Annotated in this window: 18 protein-coding genes; 10 read left to right on the forward strand and 8 right to left on the reverse strand. The window is 40.7% G+C overall.

Going from position 1 to position 19,819, the window contains the following annotated elements; genetic code table 11:
• Window positions 1–38 precede the first annotated feature (38 nt).
• The 3 genes from dsbC (at window position 39) to thrC (ending at window position 3,591) form a co-directional block, all read left to right on the forward strand.
• Complete coding sequence (gene dsbC, locus SOI81_RS16215) at window positions 39–851, forward strand: DsbC family protein (protein ID WP_016142447.1); 813 nt, start codon at window positions 39–41, stop codon at window positions 849–851.
• A gap of 244 nt (window positions 852–1,095) precedes the next feature.
• Window positions 1,096–2,397 (forward strand): homoserine dehydrogenase, encoded by a 1,302-nt coding sequence (gene hom / locus SOI81_RS16220; protein ID WP_016142448.1) that lies wholly within the window; start codon window positions 1,096–1,098, stop codon window positions 2,395–2,397.
• Between the two features lie 54 nt (window positions 2,398–2,451).
• Window positions 2,452–3,591: a threonine synthase gene (gene thrC, locus SOI81_RS16225; RefSeq protein WP_216946756.1), complete on the forward strand. Its 1,140-nt coding sequence runs from the start codon at window positions 2,452–2,454 to the stop codon at window positions 3,589–3,591.
• 106 nt (window positions 3,592–3,697) lie between these two features.
• Here the strand turns inward: thrC and pbpG are convergent, their stop codons facing one another.
• On the reverse strand, window positions 3,698–4,744 hold the full coding sequence (gene pbpG, locus SOI81_RS16230) for a D-alanyl-D-alanine endopeptidase PBP7/8 (RefSeq protein WP_155237659.1): 1,047 nt from the start codon (window positions 4,742–4,744) through the stop codon (window positions 3,698–3,700).
• Between the two features lie 212 nt (window positions 4,745–4,956).
• On the opposite strand from pbpG, the gene gacA reads away from it, so the two are divergent.
• The 3 genes from gacA to pilR are packed head-to-tail and all read left to right on the forward strand — an operon-like array spanning window position 4,957 to window position 8,611.
• Window positions 4,957–5,592, forward strand: a complete 636-nt coding sequence (gacA, locus tag SOI81_RS16235) for a response regulator (protein WP_002121174.1) — start codon at window positions 4,957–4,959, stop codon at window positions 5,590–5,592.
• Between the two features lie 10 nt (window positions 5,593–5,602).
• Window positions 5,603–7,171 carry a PAS domain-containing sensor histidine kinase gene (gene pilS / locus SOI81_RS16240; protein WP_320541000.1) on the forward strand — a complete coding sequence of 523 codons (1,569 nt, stop codon included), beginning with the start codon at window positions 5,603–5,605 and terminating at the stop codon, window positions 7,169–7,171.
• Between the two features lie 24 nt (window positions 7,172–7,195).
• Entirely contained in the window at window positions 7,196–8,611 is a 1,416-nt protein-coding gene (gene pilR, locus SOI81_RS16245; protein WP_320541001.1) for a sigma-54 dependent transcriptional regulator, read from the forward strand.
• Between the two features lie 3 nt (window positions 8,612–8,614).
• Here pilR and ctpA read toward each other — a convergent pair whose 3' ends face one another.
• The 4 genes from ctpA to lptF all read right to left on the reverse strand — a co-directional run bounded on the left by ctpA (window position 8,615) and on the right by lptF (window position 13,659).
• The gene (ctpA, locus tag SOI81_RS16250; protein WP_016142453.1) at window positions 8,615–9,799 is read right to left on the reverse strand and encodes a S41 family peptidase; all 1,185 of its coding nucleotides are present in this window, start codon (window positions 9,797–9,799) and stop codon (window positions 8,615–8,617) included.
• Between the two features lie 15 nt (window positions 9,800–9,814).
• Window positions 9,815–11,362, reverse strand: coding sequence for a 2,3-bisphosphoglycerate-independent phosphoglycerate mutase (gpmI, locus tag SOI81_RS16255; RefSeq protein ID WP_320541002.1), 1,548 nt, complete (start codon window positions 11,360–11,362; stop codon window positions 9,815–9,817).
• A gap of 126 nt (window positions 11,363–11,488) precedes the next feature.
• A complete protein-coding gene (gene lptG / locus SOI81_RS16260) occupies window positions 11,489–12,559 on the reverse strand; it encodes an LPS export ABC transporter permease LptG (RefSeq protein WP_016142455.1) in 1,071 nt (356 codons plus the stop codon).
• Window positions 12,559–13,659 (reverse strand): LPS export ABC transporter permease LptF, encoded by a 1,101-nt coding sequence (gene lptF, locus SOI81_RS16265; protein WP_002121169.1) that lies wholly within the window; start codon window positions 13,657–13,659, stop codon window positions 12,559–12,561. The genes lptG and lptF overlap by 1 nt, the downstream gene beginning before the upstream one ends.
• A gap of 143 nt (window positions 13,660–13,802) precedes the next feature.
• On the opposite strand from lptF, the gene pepA reads away from it, so the two are divergent.
• The 4 genes from pepA (at window position 13,803) to SOI81_RS16285 (ending at window position 16,679) form a co-directional block, all read left to right on the forward strand.
• Window positions 13,803–15,251, forward strand: coding sequence for a leucyl aminopeptidase (pepA, locus tag SOI81_RS16270; protein ID WP_239975908.1), 1,449 nt, complete (start codon window positions 13,803–13,805; stop codon window positions 15,249–15,251).
• Window positions 15,244–15,651, forward strand: a complete 408-nt coding sequence (gene holC, locus SOI81_RS16275) for a DNA polymerase III subunit chi (RefSeq protein ID WP_239968122.1) — start codon at window positions 15,244–15,246, stop codon at window positions 15,649–15,651. The genes pepA and holC overlap by 8 nt, the downstream gene beginning before the upstream one ends.
• Window positions 15,652–15,689: 38 nt before the next feature.
• Window positions 15,690–16,328 (forward strand): hypothetical protein, encoded by a 639-nt coding sequence (locus SOI81_RS16280; protein WP_239975907.1) that lies wholly within the window; start codon window positions 15,690–15,692, stop codon window positions 16,326–16,328.
• A 132-nt stretch (window positions 16,329–16,460) separates the two neighbouring features.
• Window positions 16,461–16,679, forward strand: a complete 219-nt coding sequence (locus SOI81_RS16285) for a hypothetical protein (protein WP_016142459.1) — start codon at window positions 16,461–16,463, stop codon at window positions 16,677–16,679.
• Between the two features lie 57 nt (window positions 16,680–16,736).
• On the opposite strand, the gene ribC is transcribed toward SOI81_RS16285, so the two are convergent.
• From ribC to ribD, 3 genes are read right to left on the reverse strand one after another with little or no spacing between them, the layout of a single operon-like run.
• The gene (ribC, locus tag SOI81_RS16290; RefSeq protein WP_002121149.1) at window positions 16,737–17,396 is read right to left on the reverse strand and encodes a riboflavin synthase; all 660 of its coding nucleotides are present in this window, start codon (window positions 17,394–17,396) and stop codon (window positions 16,737–16,739) included.
• Window positions 17,397–17,439: 43 nt separating this feature from the next.
• A complete protein-coding gene (locus SOI81_RS16295) occupies window positions 17,440–18,732 on the reverse strand; it encodes a DNA adenine methylase (protein ID WP_002121221.1) in 1,293 nt (430 codons plus the stop codon).
• Window positions 18,729–19,814 carry a bifunctional diaminohydroxyphosphoribosylaminopyrimidine deaminase/5-amino-6-(5-phosphoribosylamino)uracil reductase RibD gene (gene ribD, locus SOI81_RS16300; protein WP_239975906.1) on the reverse strand — a complete coding sequence of 362 codons (1,086 nt, stop codon included), beginning with the start codon at window positions 19,812–19,814 and terminating at the stop codon, window positions 18,729–18,731. Before ribD ends, SOI81_RS16295 begins: the two co-directional genes overlap by 4 nt.
• Between the last annotated feature and the right edge of the window lie 5 nt (window positions 19,815–19,819).

The raw sequence follows: 19,819 nt of genomic DNA on the forward strand, positions 1-19,819 counted from the left end.
GCTTCTGACTATAAATACTGATGAAATAAGGGTTATCTATGTCTTTTACCCGATCTCAACTTTTTCTTGCCTGTGCGTTGGCTTCTAGCCTGTTATTCAGTGCTTGTTCTAAAGAAAACAAACCACAAAAAGAAGATGCGCTCACTGCGACCGCACCTGCTACAGGGGAAGCTTCAACCATTATTGAACGCAATGCGAAACAGCGTTTAATTGAGACTTTGCAAAAACAATTTAAGAATGCAAACATCAACGTCAAAATTTTAGATATCAAGCCAACTGAAGTTCCTAATCTATATTGGGTAAATCTCGAAGGCATGACATCGGTTTATACAACGAGTGATGGAAAATATTTAGTTCAAGGCGATGTGATCCGTTTAGGCGGTAAAGAACTTCACAATATTGGTGATAGCCTCCAAGCATCGGAAAATAAAAAGCACCTTGCAGCTTTAAAAAATGAAGATTTGATTGTCTACCCTGCAAAAGGTAAGGCGAAACATGTGATTTATGTGTTTACCGATGCAAGTTGCCCTTATTGCCATAAGCTACATGAGCATATACCTGAAATTAATGAGAAAGGCATTGAGGTTCGTTACATTGCTTGGCCACGTGGCGAACAGTTTATGCCGACCATGGAAGCAGTATGGTGTAGTACAGACCGTAAAGCTGCCTTCAACCAAGCCGTACAAGGCATTGCTATTCCGCCTGCACAATGTAAAAACCCTGTTCGAGAACAATATCAACTTGGTTTAAACATGGGTGTAAATGGAACACCGGCAATTTACAATGTGGATGGTGAGTACCTAGGTGGCTACCTAACACCGGATGAATTAATTAAACGTCTGGATAAATAACACCCTTTAAGTTGATGAATGATTAATCATCTACCTCTTAAGAAAAGCGCTGCCATTATTGCAGCGCTTTGTTTTTTAAATAATTAATGTTTAATCGACCTCTGTTTAAAGACTGATCTACTCTTCTTTTCCAAACATCGCAATCTAATTCATTGAACAAGCACTAAAAGCGCTAGAGTCTGGCGTTTTTTTTAGCTATGATCTAGCTTCAACTAAATGATTAAATGATGATATGGAGTGTGACGTGAAACCAGTTCGCCTGGCAATACTCGGTTTAGGAACCGTAGGTGGAGGAGCCCTTAAACTACTACAAGAAAATGCCGCTGAAATTAAACGTCGCACCGGTCGAGAAATTCAAATTACCCACGTTGGAACACGCCGCCCTCGTCCAGATCTCGAACTGGAAGGGATTAAACAAAGTGCTGATTTACTTGACATCGTTCGTCAACCAGACGTTGATGTAGTTGTAGAAGTTATGGGTGGGATCCACCCTGCTTACGAAATTATCATGGAAGCGATCAAACACGGCAAACAAGTCGTGACTGCCAATAAAGCTTTACTCGCTGAACATGGCAATGAATTATTTAAAGCTGCCGAAGACAATGCTGTACAAATTGCTTATGAAGCAGCGGTTGCTGGTGGTATTCCAATTATTAAAGTGATCCGTGAAGGCCTTGCTGCAAACCATATCGAATGGTTGGCTGGCATTATTAATGGTACAGGTAACTTTATTCTGACTGAAATGCGTGAGAAAGGTCGTGCATTTGATGATGTATTAAAAGAAGCTCAAGAACTCGGGTATGCAGAAGCAGACCCAACTTTTGACGTTGAAGGTATTGATGCTGCGCATAAACTTACAATTTTAGCGTCTTGCGCGTTTGGTATTCCTCTTCAGTTTGATAAGGTTTATACCGAAGGTATCAGCAAAATCACTGCCCAAGATGTGAAATATGCTGAAGATCTTGGTTTCCGCATTAAACATCTTGGTATTGCACGTCGTGCTGAAAAAGGTATTGAGTTACGTGTTCACCCAACACTTATTCCGGATGAACAACTTATTGCGAATGTAAACGGCGTTAAAAATGCTGTTTTAGTTCAAGCCAATGCCGTAGGTCCAACACTCTATTACGGCGCGGGTGCAGGTGCAGGTCCAACAGCTTCTGCGGTTGTTGCCGACGTTATTGATATTGTTCGTGACATCTCTTATACCGAAGATGGCGCAGGAACAATTCCTCAGTTGGCTTTTGAAGCATTAACAAACGTGCCAATTTTAAGCCGTGAAGAAATGACTACAGGTTATTACATCCGCTTAAATGCAGAAGACCAAACTGGCGTACTTGCAGATGTGACGACCATCTTAAGTCGCGCTGGAATTAGTATTGATGCGATCATGCAACAATCTCGTTTAAAAGACCTTATTCCAATCGTGATTCTGACCGATCCAATCGTTGAATCTAAAATGGATGATGCTCTTGCACAAATCCAAGCATTACCTGCAATTCGTGGCGAAATCGTAAGAATTCGTTTAGAATCGCTCGATAGTTAATCAGGTTGAGGGAAAGATTCCCTCTCCCGCTTCACCTCTAATTGGAACACCATCATGTCTAATGCCAATCGTTATACTGGTCTTGTAGATCGTTATCGTGACCGTTTGCCAGTTTCGGCAACTACTCGTGCTATCTCTTTGGGTGAAGGCAACACCCCACTCATTAAACTTGAGAATATTCCACGTATTATTGGCAAAGATGTTGAAATTTATGTGAAATATGAGGGTTTAAACCCAACTGGTTCATTTAAAGACCGTGGTATGACCATGGCTGTAACCAAAGCGGTTGAAGAAGGCTCTAAAGCGATTATCTGTGCCTCTACTGGTAACACTTCTGCTGCTGCTGCTGCCTATGCTGCACGTGCAGGTATCAAAGCATTTGTTTTGATTCCAGAAGGCAAAATTGCGATGGGTAAAATGGCGCAAGCGATGATGTATGGTGCGATCACGATGCAAATTCGTGGCAACTTCGATGATGGTATGCGTCTTGTAAAAGAAGTCGCTGACCAAGCGCCTGTAACGATTGTAAACTCAATCAACCCTTACCGTTTGCAAGGTCAAAAAACCATTGCTTATGAAATCGTTGAAGCTCTAGGCCGTGCACCTGATTATCACTGCTTACCTGTAGGTAACGCAGGCAACATTACAGCTCACTGGATGGGTTATACCGAAGCAGTAGCAAACCAACCTGCTGATCAGTTTGAACAAGTTGTTTACGATGCTTCTACTGATCAATTCACTGGTCCAAAACCTGAAGGTTTACCAACAATGGTAGGTTATCAAGCTTCTGGTGCTGCTCCATTCTTACGTGGTGCTCCAGTTGAGAACCCTGAAACTGTTGCAACTGCAATCCGTATTGGTAACCCACAAAGCTGGAACCATGCAAAAGCTGTAGTACGCGACTCTAAGGGCTGGTTTGATGAACTTCAAGACAGCGAAATTTTAGAAGCTCAACGCTTACTTTCTATGTATGAAGGCGTATTTGTTGAGCCTGCATCTGCTGCTTCTATCGGTGGTGCGATTCGCGATATTAAAGCGGGTAAGATTGCCGAAGGTTCTGTCATTGTATGTACAGTAACAGGTAATGGCTTGAAAGATCCTGATACTGCAATCAAACAATGTGCTGATGCAGTTATGTTGTCAATTGATGCAACAATGGATCAAGTAAAAGATTCGATTTTATCTAATATGTAAGATCTGATTTTTCAAAAACGGCTGTTCAACACAGCCGTTTTTTTATGTCTTTTTTATAGCCATAAAAAAACGCTTCTTGATAGAAGCGTTTTGTTGAATATTTAAATTAAATACGTTTTGGTAAATTGCTCAACCAGCCAAGCAAGTTAGTTGCATCGTTATTACGTGCCTGTGTACTTGGTTCACCCAGTAATACAATCACTGCCGGACGTGAGTTTACAGTGGTATGCATCACAACACAGCGACCTGCTTCATTAATATAACCAGTTTTAGACAAGTTAATATTCCAACCACCATTACGCACTAGCGCATTAGTATTGTTAGATTTCAACACACGATAACCCAAGTTAAAGTCATAAGTCGGTGTAGTTGAGAATTGACGGATCAAACCATATTGAGAAGCTGTACTTGCCAAAATCCCTAAGTCACGCGCAGAAGACACATTACGCGGATCTAAACCAGTTGACTCATAGTAGTGAGTTGCGTTCATACCTAAAGCACGTGCTTTAGAGTTCATTGCAGCTACGAATGCTGGACGACCACCCGGATAAGTACGTGCTAAAGCTGCCGCTGCTGGGTTTTCAGATTTCATTAGAGCAAATAGAAGAACTTCTGCACGGTTCATCTTGTCGCCAACACGGAGTGTTGAACTTGAGTTTTTACCGTTTGCACCAGCAAAATCAATTTGCTCAAGTGTAATTTCTTCTGACATGTTTAAACGAGCATCTGCCGTTACAACTGCTGTCATCAATTTAGTAATAGATGCAATTGGCACTGAAGCATTCGTATTTTTACTGTAGAGCACTTCACCAGTTTGCGCGTCCATCACAAGTGCAGCTCGAGCGCTTACACTCGGCTGGGCATTGTAACCAGTCGTATCACGGATTGGAGCAATCTTCGGTGCAGATGCTACAATTTTCGGTGCACTACCACCACGCAATGTTGTGGTTACCGATGTTGAACCTTGCGGAGTAGGTTCATCATCTTCATCATTTAAAAATTGGCTAGCGTCGGCTGAAGACCAATTTAAGCTTGCAGTACCACTACTCCCTGAGGACGGGTTATTGACGAGTTCTGCAAAGCTTGTTGAACTCAAACCAAGCAAAATAGACATGCTTAGCACATGCATTAAAGACTTTTTAGAATTTTTCACGGCACAATACTCGACTCAGGGTGATACACATTTGCGCTTACTATAATTATGCCTTACATTTGAGGTATAAGGTATAACGCTTTTACCGACACAATTGTGCACAACTATTCGCTCACTATATAAGAATAGGATTGCTAATTTTGTCATTCCATTGCAAGCTAATTTTGCTTTATGTAACAAAAAACTTGTTTTTTGAAAGAAAGGAGGTCTTCTTGATTACAGTTTTAGTTGTGGATGACCATGAACTTGTACGTACGGGCATTTGCCGTATGTTAGAAGATCATGCCGATGTAGAGGTCATTGGACAAGCCGAATCGGGTGAAGAAGCAATTGCTATTGTTCGTCAGAAACATCCTCAAGTTGTGCTACTTGATGTCAATATGCCTGGCATCGGCGGCGTAGAAACAACTCGCCGTTTACTGCAAACTGCACCAGATACAAAAGTGATTGCAGTCAGTGGCTTAGCAGAAGAACCTTACCCTTCTCTTTTGCTTAAAGCAGGAGCTAAAGGCTACATCACCAAAGGTGCTCCAATTACAGAAATGGTTCGCGCAATTAATAAAGTGATGCAAGGTGGCAAATACTTTAGTGCCGATATTGCTGAGCAATTAGCGAGCTCATATTTATCCGATACTCAGCAATCACCTTTTGATTCTCTTTCTGAACGTGAAATGCAAGTTGCAATGATGGTTGTAAATTGTATTAGCGCTCAAGAAATTGCTGACAAACTTTTTGTAAGTGTTAAAACAGTAAATACTTACCGTTACCGTATTTTTGAAAAGCTAGCCATTGATAGTGATGTTAAATTAACTCACCTTGCGATTCGTTACGGTCTGATCAAACCTTAATCAGACATACATGCAATTTCCCATAAACTCATCCTTGTCCCATACGATTTTTCGTTTGGGCACGTGGTATGGTTTATATCGCCTTATTATTGCGGTTAGCCTGAATATTATTTTGGTTTTAACCGATGCTCAAATCGACACTAGTCTACAACAACCCGCTTTATATTCTTACACACTACTCGGCTATTCAATCTTAAGCCTTCTTCAACTTTTATGCTTTAAGTTTGTTGCTACTCAGGCAACACGCCAGCTTGTTTTATTTTTTATAGTTGATGTTATTTGCCTGAGTTTACTTACATTTTCTGTAGGTGAACCAAATTTACAACTCAGCTTGCTCTATGTTATTGCCATATTTACCTCAGCAATTTTACTTAGCGCAAGAATGTCTTTGCTCATTACATTACTTGCGGTTATTGCTGTTATCTACCAACGCTTTGTAGGCAGTTTATTTGATTACAATAATTTAAATACGATTGGTAATAGCGCCTTATTGGCATTCTTATTTTTTGTAGTACACGGCATCGGGCAAATTGCGGTCCAGCGCTTTAAGTTACTTGAGGCGCTGACTTTCCACCAATCAATAGAACTCTATCAACTACAAAATATTAACCGCTATATTTTGGAACAAATTGAAGAAGGTTATTTAGTTCTAGATGAAAACTACGACATCGTTTTAAGTAACCCAGCAGCATGTTCACTTTTAGGGATTCCACCTCAATTTGCCAGTGAAAAATACCCCCTAGCTAAATGGCATGCTGACTTATTTGAAATTCTTAAGTTTGATAACCTAAAAGAAGGTGATCGGTTTATTTTTGAGTCTCGGCTTTCGGCCTACTCTATTAATATTAAAGTGCAGCATCTTTTAGTACCACAACAAGCATTGACACTACTCATCTTACAAGATGCACAGCAGATTAATCAGCAAGCTCAACAACTCAAACTTGCCGCTTTAGGGCAACTCTCAGCAAGTATTGCACATGAAATCCGCAATCCTCTTGCAGCAATTGTGCAAGCAAATGAACTGCTTAAAGATAGTGATATTGAACAGCAAAATACTTTACGCAATATGATTGGCAAGCAAACCAAACGCATCGATAGTATTGTTCAAGATACATTAGGACTTGCCCGTGGTGAAAGAACCTACCCAATCCAGATTGAATTAAACGACTTCATAAAAACGTTATTAGATGAAGATCTATCTGATGTTAAACATACCATCCAGCTTAAAATTTCTGACTCATCCTTAAAACTCTTATTTGATGAAAAACAGCTCAGACAAGTGCTGATTAATCTTGTTAGAAATGCTTTACGACATAATGCACCCGACTCACCGCATATCTTGATCAATATTCATTCACAAACAAATAAAATTTATATTGATGTGATCGATTACGGTGAAGGGGTTTCAAAACGTGATATATCTCAATTATTTAAACCATTTTTCAGTACCGAAATTAATGGAACTGGTTTAGGATTATATTTGTCTCATAGTTTTTGTGAGGCAAACCATGCAAAGCTCACTTATGTAGAGCAAAAACAAGGGGCATGCTTCCGAATAGCGTGCCCAATAATATATTGATTTTTTTTATTAGGTTTTGGGGAAATGGCAGAACAGCAACCACTCGTTTTGCTTGTAGACGATGAAGAAGATTTGTGCCTGTTAATGCAAATGACTCTTGCACGAATGGGGATTAAGACACATCTTGCTTATCGGGTTGAACAGGCCAAACAACTCTTTACTCAGTTTCATTACGATGCGTGCTTGACCGATTTAAATCTACCCGACGGTAGTGGATTAGAATTGGTTAAACACGTTTCTCAAACTTACCCGCACACACCCATCGCAGTTTTAACTGCATACGGCAATATGGATATTGCAATTGCTGCATTAAAAGCGGGAGCTTTTGATTTTGTTAGTAAACCGATTAACCAAATTCATTTAGATCAGCTATTAAAAAAAGCGCTTAACCAACCAAAACCAGAGCATGAGTTTAGTGAAACAACTTTAGAAAATGACCTACTAATCGGGCGTTCACCCCCTATAGAAAACTTACGGACAGCTATAAAAAAAATAGCTCGCTCCCAAGCTCCTGTGTTTGTTACAGGTGAGTCCGGTACAGGTAAAGAAGTTGTTGCTAATTTGATTCACCGTTTAAGCAACCGTAGCGAAGGGCCATTTATTGCCATTAACTGCGGAGCAATCCCAACTGAGCTCATGGAAAGTGAACTTTTCGGACATAAAAAAGGTAGTTTTACTGGTGCGACGCAAGACAAACAAGGACTGATTTTATCGGCACACGGCGGCAGTTTATTTTTAGATGAAATTGCCGAATTGCCGTTAACTATGCAGGTTAAATTGCTGCGGGCTGTGCAAGAGAAAAAGATACGCCCTGTAGGCTCCGATCAGGAAATTGATGTTGATTTTCGAGTGATTAGCGCCAGCCATCAAGACTTGGATTTATTGGTTCAACAAGGTAAATTCCGGCAGGACTTATTCTTCCGTATCCATGTTATGGATATTATGTTGCCGCCATTACGTGAACGTGGTGGAGACATTCTGCTCTTGGCCACTCATTTTATTCAAAAGGTTTGTACGGAATGGGAAATTCCAAGCAAACAATTAACGGCGAGTGCTGAAACCTACTTATTGCAGCAAGACTTCCCGGGTAATGTTCGTGAATTAAGAAATATGATTGAACGAGCTATTACTTTAAGTGATGATGAGTGCATTGATTTGACACACTTAGCACCTCCTCTTAGAGGCAGTAGTGTGAGTCCGCAAATCGTAATGCAACAACTAGATCAAACACCAACTGTTCAGACGACTCATCCAAAATTTCCAATGGAAGGTTTAGAACGTTATTTAGAAAATATCGAAAAAGATATTTTATTGAATGCGCTAAACATGACGCATTGGAATCGAACTTTGGCGGCTAAAAAGTTAGGAATGACTTTCCGCTCTTTGCGCTATCGACTCAAAAAGTTTGGCTTAGATACCGAAATGGGAGAGGAAGTATAAAAATTACTTCCTCTTTAAGAATAAATCTGCAACGCGCTCTAAATATACGTCTTCTTTCATTTCTGCGGGCAATGGATAGGTCTGGTTAGGCTGAATACCCTGCCCTTCAATCATATTGCCATTGGGCGTGTAGTAGTGTGAAACGGTCATCTGTAGAGCTGCTCCACTTGGTAAAGGAAATAGCTTTTGCACTACACCTTTTCCATAACTTTTTTCACCCATCACCCAAGCACGCTGGTGTTCTTTCATGGCCGCAGTAAAAACTTCTGCTGCCGATGCAGAGCGGTGATTAATTAATATACCTAGTTTTATATTCTGAAATTCATTGCCAGGTAGTGCCTGAAATTGCTGGTTACCTTCCGAACGACTTTTGGTTGAAACAATAATTCCGTTATTTAAAAATAAATCTGCCGACTCAACTGCTGCCGATAACAACCCACCCGGATTGTTTCGCAAATCGATTAAAACAGCCTTTAAACGTGGGGAGTTATTTTCTTCGATTAATCTTTTAATTTCATTAGCAGTATCTTGCTGGAATACTCTAATTTTGAGTACGAGCACCTGATTATGTAACATTACAGGTTCTATATCGGTTTCTATTTTTTTATTACGAACTAAGTTAATGTTTCCATTTAACTCTTCTGCTTGTACTTGAAGTGTACTTCCAATAGAGCCATAAAGTAGACCGAGCACCTGATCTTGGTTTAAATTTTTTAAATCTTGGTTATCAATCTTGAGAATCGTCTGACCATTTCGCAAACCTAATTTATAGGAATCTGAGCCTGTTTTAAGATCACGAATTATCCATTTACGAACATGAGATTCAGGGCTTAATGCAAAATCAACTGACGCAAGATCACCTTCAGTGTATTGAATCAATTGACGATATTCTTCTGCCGACAAATAACGCGAGTAACGATCTAACCCACTCACCAACCCTTTTATAGCTTGCTGAAATAAGGCATCATCGGACTTCACGTCAACATAGTTATCTCGAACAATTCCATAGATTTGCACAAACTGTTGAATCGACTCAATCGGCACCTCTGCATAGCTATGCTCTGGCTCTTCCGAGTCAGAGTGCAAAGGTGACAATTTTTCTTTTACAACTGGCGCTGCAAAAGCAAATTGGCTGCAACACAGCAACATACTTACAATAAGTTTTTTATATTTAATGTGTTGCAGCATCCAATCACCTTTAACTTATGCAGATAGTGTAATCAGATTACGCCCTTGCATTTCAGCAGGAACAGGAATCTGCATTAAATTGAGAATTGTTGGTGCTACGTCTGCAAGCACACCACCTTCTGCAATTGTTGCTTGTGTTGGGCCAACATAGATAAATGGCACAAGCTCGGTTGTATGTTGAGTATGCACTTGCCCACTTTCGTAGTCTTGCATTTGTTCAACGTTACCATGGTCAGCAGTAATGAGCATATGGCCTTTTTTCGCCATAACTGCTTCATAGACACGACCTAAACAAGTATCTACCGCTTCAACTGCTTTAACTGCAGCATCGAACACACCTGTATGACCGACCATGTCACCATTTGCATAGTTCACAACCAATAAGTCGTATTCACCCGAATTAATCGCTTTAACCAACTCATCAGTGACTTCGTAAGCACTCATTTCAGGCTTAAGGTCATATGTCGCAACATTTGGAGATGGAATTAAAATACGTTTTTCGCCCGGATATTCATCTTCACGGCCACCACTAAAGAAGAATGTTACATGCGCATACTTTTCAGTTTCGGCAATACGTAACTGAGTTTTACCTAAAGAAGATAAATACTCACCCAATGAATTTTTGAGGGCTTCTGGTATGTATGCAACTGGTGCATCAATGCTTGCCTGATAACGCGTTAACATCACAAATTTAGAAAGATTTGGTACAACTTTACGTTCAAAACCAGCAAAGTCTTTTTCTACAAATGCGCGAGTAATTTCACGAGCTCGGTCAGCACGGAAATTCATAAATACAACGCTATCACCGTCTTGAACTTTAGCGATATCACCAATACGAGTCGCTTTTACAAACTCATCATTTTCATTGGCTGCATAAGCTAGCTCTAACCCTTCAACTGCGGTTTGTGCAGTACGAAGTGCTTCACCTTCAGTTAATAAGCGATAAGCTTGCTCAACGCGATCCCAACGGTTATCACGGTCCATTGCAAAGTAGCGACCTATCATGGTTGCAATACGGCCTTGGCCTGGATATTGAGCAAATAACGCATCTAATTTTTCTAAAGATGGTTGAGCACTGCGTGGAGGTGTATCACGACCATCTAGAAAAGCGTGTAAGTAAACTTTTGCACCGCGTTTTAATGCAAGTTCACACATCGCCACAATATGATCTTCATGGGAATGGACGCCACCTTCTGAAAGTAGTCCCATAATATGGACAGCGCCACCAGCAGCTTTGGCTTTTTCAACAGCATCGATCAACACTTCATGTTTAAAGAAGTCGCCAGTACGGATATCTTTAGTAATGCGGGTAAAGTCTTGATATAACACACGGCCAGCACCAAGATTCATGTGGCCAACTTCAGAGTTTCCCATTTGACCGTCAGGTAATCCAACATCTTCACCTGAACCAGAAATTAGACTATTCGGATGCTTGGCTTTCATTGCCGCCAAATTTGGTGTTTTTGCTGCAAGAAAAGCATTATCTTCAATCGCTTCACGGTGTCCAACACCATCCATAATGACCAGAACGTGTGGGATCTTGCCAGCAGTTGCATCCGTCATAATCAATTTCTCTTTTGTCTAGAATTTCGTCACAATATCTTACCGAATTTTCGGTCAAGACTCTATTTATTCCTATGGCTTTCACCAATATCTGCGATTGATGAAAACCATAACTCTCAATTATTATTAGCGAGCGCGGTAAAGCAAATAACTTCCGGCACCAAACATTAATAAGATAGGTACAAGTACGAACCATGCTGGAGATGGAGAATAAACCAAGCTCGCATAGCCCAAGAAGTCCTGCAAATAATAGAAACTCAAACCAATAAACAATGCGATCACCAAACGGAAACCCATCGATTGTTGGCGTAATGGTCCAAAAATAAAAGAACACGCTACGAGTACTAATGCGATGAGTGAAAATGGCGAAGCAACTTTTTGCCAGAAAGCCAATTGGTAAGTTTTTGGCACCTGACTATATTCATCCATATAACGCATAAAGCTAATCAGTTGGCTTGGTGATAAATCTTCAGGATCTAAAGTCACCATGTGCACATATTTAGGCTGTAATGCTAACGAAAGCGATTGCTCTTCATGATCAGTTTTGATGGCATTTCCTGCCGCCAAAATGTCCATTTGTTCAGCTTTTTTCAAAGCCCATTGACCATTTTTAATAAACTGTCCTTGCTGAGCATTAATTAATGATTGCAAGTAATAGTTCTGGTCAAAGTCGACCACTTGAATATCTCTTAAATTACCCTGAGAGTTAGCATAGTCGATATAGATAAATCGCTGCCCTTCACGTGACCAATAACCTTTAACTTCACCTAAAGCAGCTACAGAGCGATGGCTTTTAACACTTTGTGCTTTTTCATTGGTATAAGGAATAACCCATTCACTCAAAGCAAATGACAAAATAATAAGCAGTAAAGCTGAGCGCATCACCCAACCGACAATACGCCACAAACTAATGCCCACTGAACGCATGACGATGAGTTCACTACTCGTTGCTAATGAACCCAGACCAATCACAGCACCAATTAAGGCAGAAATAGGTAAAATTTCATATAGATAACGAGGAGCTCCCCACAAGACATAGACGAGAGCTTGCCATGCGTTATAGCCTGGTTTGAGCTCACCCAGCTCGCCAAGATACGTAAATAAGACCTGTAGAATAGACAAAACAACTGTGGTGCCAAACATCGCAAGCGCAGTGGTTTTCGTCACATATTTGGCGACTATTCGACGTGCTAACATTATAATTTCACTCGCTTGATCTGTTTCTTGATTTTTGGTCCCAACTTCTGCTTACGTGAGAATAAGGCAGCTGCAACGCCGTAAACAACTAACACGGCAGGATAAGCCCAAATATCGAGTTCTTCTTTACTGATACGAGTCTTGATTGCAATCATTAATACGATCAGACTGGAAAAAATAAAAATCGCCGGAATAAGACGGTAATAACGGCCTTGTCGTGGACTCACCTCAGACAATGCCACTGATAACATTAACGCAATAACAATGGTAAATGGCCCAAATAAACGCCATCCCAACTCACTTCTAATGACTGGATCATTCGTTTTTGAAAACAGTTTTGTTGTTGATAGGGCTTCTACATCGCCACTCTCAAACTTAACATCTTTGTCATTTTCTAAACGTAGACGATAAGACTGAAACTCTGCTTGTGTATATTTTGGTTGTCCCGGGAATATTTCATAGCGACGACCTTGTACCAGATCGACGACATTGGCAGTGTCATTTGCAACTTCTACACGAGTCGCTTCTTTTGCCAAAATCATGACATCTGGCTTATCTTCTTTAGCAGCGCGCTGATAAAAGAAAATGTCCTTCAAATTCTTTCGATCTTCTGACAATGAACCTGCATAGATCGTATATGGCCCAGAAGAAATAAATTCTCTTGGTCGAACCAAATCGAAACCTGTCCGAACAGCTTGTGTGGTTGTTAGCTTTTCAAATTCACGTAGTCCCCACGGCGTCATCCAGAGCATAAGCACAGACTGAAACACCATATAAACAAGTGTCATTGGAATGAGTAAGCGCGCTAATTGATGACGACTTACACCACTACCATTTAATACAGCCATTTCATGGTCAACATATAAACGACCAAACACCAACATTAAGCCAATGAAAAAACCCAATGGTAAAATGAGTGTAAGAAACTCAGGTAATCGATATCCAATGATGCTAAACAAGATACTGGCATCTAAACGCCCCTGCGCCGCCACACCAAAGTATTTGATCAGACGACCACCCATCATGATTAAGGTCAATAAGGAAATGACCACCAATGAGGTAGAGACAACTTGCTTGACGAGATAACGCCGAATAATCAAAGTAATACTTCCAAAAGGCTAATCGGGACGAGTGCTAGTTTACCCGAATGTTAAAAATATAAAACCGCACATTGCAACGCTATGCTTGAAAGTGTTTCAATGTTTTAATCCATCATAACTTTCTATAGGCAATCACGGCAGCCATGAAATTTACAACTTATACAACTTTTCCCGAACAGACATCTAATGAATCTTTGTGGGTTTTAGTTGATTCAGAACAGCTACAAAGCAATATCAACACATATCAAATCAATAACCTAGAAAGCGTTCTTACTGCCACCCAATTTAAAGGCAACTTCAACGAAACTCTGCCTTTATTTGGTCAGGTTTCAAATCAACCTCATAGCCAATTACTTGGCTTAGGAAAAACAGCTGAACTTCAGGCAGTTAAGCTCGCCAAACTTGCCCAAACTATTATCAAATCGACACAAAATAAATTTAAGCATATCGCAATTGATATTGCTGCGTTACCTGTCGAATACCATTATTTATTCGCTTTAAGCTTAACTCAAGCAGCTTATGGTTATGATGAGTTTAAAACGAAAAAAAATGAATTTGTGTTACAACAGGTTGATTTAATTAGTTCAACAACGAGCCTTGATGAAAAGCAACTATCTTTAGTGCATGCAGTACAGTCTGGTCAATCGTATGCACGAGACCTTGGAAACCGTCCAGGAAACATTTGTTTTCCTGAATATTTGGCAGAACAAGCATTAGCTTTAGCTGCAGAATTCCCTGACTTACTCAAAGTAACTGTGTTAAATGAGCAGCAAATGGCTGACTTAGGCATGTATGCTTTTCTTGCGGTCAGCAAAGGTTCTGAACGTCCGGGCCGTATTGTAACTCTCGAATACCAAGCTGGAATCGACCAAGCTCCTGTTGTACTTGTTGGTAAAGGCGTTACTTTTGATACAGGCGGCATTTCATTAAAACCGGGGCTCGGCATGGATGAAATGAAGTTCGATATGTGTGGTGCAGCTTCTGTACTGGGTACTATTCGTGCCCTATGCGAAGCAAAACTTCCGATTCATGTCGTTGGAGCGATTGCAGCCGCAGAAAACATGCCTTCTGGCAAAGCAACTCGTCCGGGCGATATCGTGACAACCATGAGCGGTCAAACTGTTGAAATCTTAAATACCGATGCCGAAGGCCGTTTGGTACTGTGTGACACATTGACCTATATCAAACGCTTCAATCCAGCAGTGGTGGTCGATATTGCAACCTTAACAGGTGCATGTGTAGTCGCTTTGGGTAAAGTGCTCAGTGGTTTGTTCTCACCAGATGATGCTTTAGCAGCTGAACTCCAACAAGCGGGTGAGCAATCATTTGACCGTGTATGGCGTATGCCAGTCATTGAAGATTATCAAGAATTACTTGATTCACCATTTGCGGATATTGCAAATATTGGCGGTCCATACGGCGGTGCAATTACGGCAGCATGTTTCCTTGAACGCTTTACACGTGAGTATCGCTGGGCTCATTTAGATGTAGCAGGAACAGCATGGTTATCTGGCCCAGCTAAGGGCGCAACAGGGCGTCCAGTACCATTGCTCATGCAATTTTTAGCGAATCGTGTAAATACGAATGGCTAAAGTTAGTTTTTATCTGTTTGAAACCAGTGAAGAACGGCAAGTCGATAGTGCTTGCCGTTTATGCCGAAAGATTTTACAGAAGCATTCTAAAATCTGGTGGTATTGCCCAGATGTGCAGCTACAACAGACTCTTGATGAAAGATTATGGGATTTTGACCCTGTCAGCTTTATTACACATGGGGTTGATCAAGCTGAGGCTGCTGTATGTATTTCGGCTAAACAACCACTTGAACAAGGCTGGTTAGTATTTAATTTTAACAATCATGCACTTGAACAAGTTGAGCATTTTAGCCACATTATAGAAATTGTTGAAAATAATGAAACAGCCAAGCAAATTGGGCGAGAAAAATTTAAAATGTATCGTCGTTTGGGTATAGAACCGCGGACCTTTAAATTATAACGCGCTAAAATGTAAATACTGTTGAACCAAGGAGAAGCATGGTGGCATTAAATGTCGGGCAAGATTTTAAAAAAAGATGGTTAAATGCGCCTGAAGCTGTCCGTCATTCCTATCAACAAGATCTGGCACGTATATGCGACTTATTAGAACCTCAAACTCCGATTCAGCTTTGGGTTTTAAATGATGAAAAAGCACAGCTAGAATCACAGCAAAAAATTGAAAAAGCTTACGCGGACCTCAAGGCAGAGCTGATTGAGCAAGCACGTATTCGTCGTCAGCTTGCTTTAGAGAAAGCACTTGCTGATAAACGAGCGTTAGAAGCGGCCTATGCGGCTGAATTGCAAGCCGATGAAGTTCGTAAATTTAGTGAACAGACTGAAGCACTTCAAGCCATCCGTAGCCAGTTAGAACAAGAAGTCGCAGAGCAAACTGCGCGTTATCAGAAAAACCCTGAAACGCCAGCAGTCAATTACTCTTCTGGCGTAAAACTTAGTATTACCGATGATCAAATCTTATCTGAGCTTGAAAGTTTACGCATTCGTTTAGAACTTGAAGCTGAGAGCTTAATTGAACAGTCTGTAACGGCTTTCCGAGCCAAGCTAAATTCGGCAGCTCAAGAAGAAATTGAATATATTTTAAAAAATTCTAAGTTTTCTGATGAAAAAATAGAAAAATGAAGTTTTAAAAGCCTCCTCTGTCATAAAAATGACACTTATATGTCACAAAATAGACATAAATATTATTCTTATAGATCAATTGATTATATGAATAAAAAGTGGTGTTTTTAAGCTAATTAATGAGGATAAGAAATGGACATTCTGCATCAGATTTCAAAGCAAGTTGATCAGCTTAATCAGGGTGAACAATGGACATTTTCAGCACAAGAATTTTATATGAGTCATAACGACTTTAATTCTTTATCTATCTTACTTACACGAGAGTCTGAAAAAGGTAAGTTTACGATTACTCGTACCCAACATCATAAAACTTGGGTGGGTACAGATTCAGTTACTCTCACCAAGCATTAATGTTTCAAAAATAAAAACCGGAACATATGTCCGGTTTTTATTTTAATGAGCTAGCTTTTATTTTAAAAAGCCATTCTCAGCTAAAAAAGCCATACTAATATTTGACTCGGTTTTTTGCTCAGCAGCTTTATCGCCCAGCAATAAACGCTCGATATAACGTGCTAAAACATCAACTTCAAGGTTGACCTTACTGCCCACTTGCCACGTTCCAATATTAGTACGCTCCGCAGTGTGTGGAATTAAATTCAAGCTTAAAATATTTCCACGTAAGTGGTTAATCGTTAGGCTAATTCCGTCAACAGTTACAGAACCTTTTTCCGCTAAATATTTAGCAAGTTCTGTCGGCGCTGTCACTTCATAATAAATGGAACGAGCGTCTTCACGTACTACAGTAATTTCACCTACGCCATCAACGTGACCACTTACAATATGCCCGCCAAAGCGCGTTGTCGGTAACATTGCCTTTTCAACATTGACACGTTGCCCAACTTTCCAGTTACCCAAAGTCGTACGGTTTAAACTTTCACGAGAAACATCAGCTGCGTACCAGTTGTCACCCCACTCAATCACTGTGAGACAAATACCGTTGGTTGCAATTGAGTCACCCAAATGTACATCTGACATATCCAGATCAGTCTGAATACGTAAACGTACATCGCCACCTACACTTTGCAGGCTTTCAACTTTTCCTAAACTTTCAATGATGCCTGTAAACATGGCTCAATCTCCAAATCTTTTTACACTGCTTAAGTTGCAGCGCTTACCAAAGTGCGAGCTGTGTACTATTACCTGAGGTATCTACACCACCTAGCTCGGCGAAGTGGTAAAGCTGGCCTAATAATTGACGTAATGGTGGTCCTGACTTGGCATGAGTATCAGTAATCACAATAAACTCAAGTACGCGTGCACGTTCAGACTGTCGTTGTTTACTCACTCGATAACGCGGAACATCTTGTGTTAACAAGGTGACTTTGCCCCGCTCTAGATTAGCCATAAGCAAATCTTTCGGCTCGATATTACCATCAGTTGAATAGCTGGTCAGAATATAGCGCGCATTGATGGTTGAAAGTAATTTCTCATATGCATCTTTTGCATGTTTAGACGAGTTATATGGACTTGGACGCTCTTTACGCCAAGCTCTATCAATACCACTCTTATAACCTTTGGTATCCGGTGAAGGTAAATCAACCTGATCCCATAAAGTTAATGCATTTAAAACGTGGTAATTACTACTATATGCGTGTTGGTTATATGGTGGATCCAGATAAGCAACATCGACTTCAAAACCACTCATTTGATTTGCTAGATGTTGTGAATCTACACACCACATTTCAGCAGCCGGACGTTTACGATCACCAATCTCACAAAAACGGCTCGGTGTTAACCAAAGTAATGACTCAATTCTTTCTAGCGCAGTTTGAGTACGTCCGCCCCACCCTTGGTGGAAACTTTTAAATACGCCACTCGTATTACTAACAAAACTGGCTGAATAGAGCAATGGCGCAAGTAAAGCACTCATCTCTACATCATTAATTGCACCTTGTGCCTGCCATGTTGCGATCTGCTGGCGAATTGCATCGATACGCATACCATTACGACGTTTAAAGAATAAACGGTCACGAGTTGGATCGTATACATCATCGTTCCGTGGACAAAGGTTATGCGTTACCCAACCTTTAACTTCTGGTAAGCGATTTAAATAGTCGATTGCCTTTTGATAGCCGCCTAACTCTTTAAAAGCAGGCGCATCTACACAGGCTAAAATCGCATGATTTAAAGCATGGCTATAAGGCTCCCAGTCATTCGCAATCACACGGTAACCATTTTGGCGGGCTAAACGAGATACAACGCCACTGCCGGCAAAAAAATCGGCAAAAATTGGTGGATTCTTTTTCTTGCTATTCAGCGTCCCTGTAATTTCAAGGGCTTCTAAAATTAGATGGAGCAATCGGCGCTTGTTACCCAAGTACGGCACAAGCTGATGGAAAAGATATTCGTCTGTCGTACGGGCTGCATGACGACGTTTGTGATAAACCGAAGGCTCTGAATTCATACTTTCTCTTGCGTAGGGATTAACCTTAAGCGTATATCTTGATCAATTTGTGTCACATCAAGAAGTGTAAAACGAAGTTGCTCTGCCATATATTCAAATTCTGCATTGAACATGGCCCTTGCACTTTTCCCCAATAATGTCGGGGCAATATAACTAATCAATTCGTCCACCAAACCTTCTTGCAAAAAGGCAGTAGACAATGTTGCGCCAGCTTCAACCAACACATCATAAATTTGATGTTGCTTAGATAGGGTCTGTAACAGCATTTTTAAAGGCTGAATTTCTAATTGTATCACGCCTAAATCAGCAAGTTCTTGACGATACGGCCCCATCACCATCACAGTTTCAGGATTCTCTAAGATTTTAGCGTTAAGTGACAAACGTCCTTGGCGATCTAAAACAACACGTTTTGGCTGAGCAACCGTCTCGATATCAAAATTACGGAGTAAACGCACGTTAAGCTGACAATCATCTGCAATCACAGTTTCAATGCCAGTAATTACAGCGCCTGAAATCGCACGCCAATGTTGTACATCTTGACGGGCAGCAGCACCGGTAATCCACTTCGACTCACCTGATGCCATTGCAGTACGGCCATCTAAACTTGAAGCGACTTTTAAACGTACATAAGGCATGCCTGTAGACATTGCTTTTAAAAAGCCTTGATTAAGTTTTGATGCTAAATCTTCACAAATGCCAACTTCAACTTCAATTCCGGCATTTTTTAAAATCTGAACGCCCTTCCCTGCAACCAGTGGATTTGGATCAGGACAAGCGACCACTACTTTTTTAACTTGGGCTTTCACCAATGCTTCGGCACAAGGAGGAGTTCTGCCATAGTGCGCACACGGTTCAAGCGTAACGTAAGCCGTTGCGCCTTGCGCATGTTCACCCGCCTCGCGTAAGGCAAAAACCTCAGCGTGTGGTTGACCTGCTTTAGGATGAAAACCTTCACCAATTAACTGATCATCTTTGACAATGACACACCCAACATTTGGATTAGGCTTGGTCGAATATAGTCCTCGTTTGGCAAGTTCAATGGCTTGCTGCATCCAATACTGATCTTGTTTCAACTCAGACATAAAAA

It is taken from the genome of Acinetobacter pittii (assembly GCF_034067285.1).
Taxonomy (GTDB): Bacteria; Pseudomonadota; Gammaproteobacteria; order Pseudomonadales; family Moraxellaceae; genus Acinetobacter; species Acinetobacter pittii_E.

Coding starts and splice junctions, on each gene's coding strand:
- dsbC (WP_016142447.1), top strand. CDS start 39: ATGTCTTTTACCCGATCTCAACTTTTTCTTGCCTGTGCGTTGGCTTCT.
- thrC (WP_216946756.1), top strand. CDS start 2,452: ATGTCTAATGCCAATCGTTATACTGGTCTTGTAGATCGTTATCGTGAC.
- pilS (WP_320541000.1), top strand. CDS start 5,603: ATGCAATTTCCCATAAACTCATCCTTGTCCCATACGATTTTTCGTTTG.
- pilR (WP_320541001.1), top strand. CDS start 7,196: ATGGCAGAACAGCAACCACTCGTTTTGCTTGTAGACGATGAAGAAGAT.
- ctpA (WP_016142453.1), bottom strand. CDS start 9,799: ATGCTGCAACACATTAAATATAAAAAACTTATTGTAAGTATGTTGCTG.
- gpmI (WP_320541002.1), bottom strand. CDS start 11,362: ATGACGGATGCAACTGCTGGCAAGATCCCACACGTTCTGGTCATTATG.
- lptG (WP_016142455.1), bottom strand. CDS start 12,559: ATGTTAGCACGTCGAATAGTCGCCAAATATGTGACGAAAACCACTGCG.
- pepA (WP_239975908.1), top strand. CDS start 13,803: ATGAAATTTACAACTTATACAACTTTTCCCGAACAGACATCTAATGAA.
- holC (WP_239968122.1), top strand. CDS start 15,244: ATGGCTAAAGTTAGTTTTTATCTGTTTGAAACCAGTGAAGAACGGCAA.
- SOI81_RS16280 (WP_239975907.1), top strand. CDS start 15,690: ATGGTGGCATTAAATGTCGGGCAAGATTTTAAAAAAAGATGGTTAAAT.
- SOI81_RS16285 (WP_016142459.1), top strand. CDS start 16,461: ATGGACATTCTGCATCAGATTTCAAAGCAAGTTGATCAGCTTAATCAG.
- ribC (WP_002121149.1), bottom strand. CDS start 17,396: ATGTTTACAGGCATCATTGAAAGTTTAGGAAAAGTTGAAAGCCTGCAA.
- SOI81_RS16295 (WP_002121221.1), bottom strand. CDS start 18,732: ATGAATTCAGAGCCTTCGGTTTATCACAAACGTCGTCATGCAGCCCGT.
- ribD (WP_239975906.1), bottom strand. CDS start 19,814: ATGTCTGAGTTGAAACAAGATCAGTATTGGATGCAGCAAGCCATTGAA.